This window comes from Streptomyces niphimycinicus (assembly GCF_018883605.1).
GTDB lineage: Bacteria > Actinomycetota > Actinomycetes > Streptomycetales > Streptomycetaceae > Streptomyces > Streptomyces niphimycinicus.
Genome location: NZ_JAHLEM010001340.1, coordinates 1 through 490, shown reverse-complemented (window position 1 = coordinate 490; position 490 = coordinate 1). Strand labels below are relative to the sequence as shown.

Sequence of the window (490 nt, the reverse complement as noted above, 5' to 3'; positions counted from 1 at the left end):
CGTGCTGCCCGCGCTGGAGGCGGCCGGATGGGCCATGCCCCGGCCGCGGCCGGTGTTCGGGCACGGCGCGCGGAGCACACTGCGGGCGGCCGACGGCGGGGCGCCGCTCACGCTCTTCGGCTGCTATCACGTGAGCCAGCAGAACACCTTCACCGGACGGCTCACCCCGGCCATGCTGCGCGAGGTGCTCGGCGCCGCGGCGGCGGTGGCCGGGCTTCCGGTCTCCGGCCCGGATCCGTCCTGACGCGGGCCTTCCGGCAGGGGCCGTCCGATGTGCGGAGGCGGGAGGGGAGGCCCCGGGCGCTGGGGCAGGAGGGCGCCCGGGACCTCCGATCATGGGGTGGGCCGGATCAGTTGAGACCCTGGCCCGTGTCGTTGCCGGTGTCACCGGCCCCGGCGGCGGCACCTGCGTCGCCCGCGTTGCCCGCTCCGGCGTTGCCCGCACCGGCGGCGTCACCGGCACCGCCCGCCGCGTCACCAGCGCCACCGG

1 pseudogene is annotated in these 490 nt (G+C 78.2%); it reads left to right on the top strand.

From position 1 onward, the window contains the following. Positions 1-244 (top strand): annotated as a pseudogene (locus KN815_RS49655) (uracil-DNA glycosylase); the annotation flags it as partial. Positions 245-490: the final 246 nt, after the last annotated feature.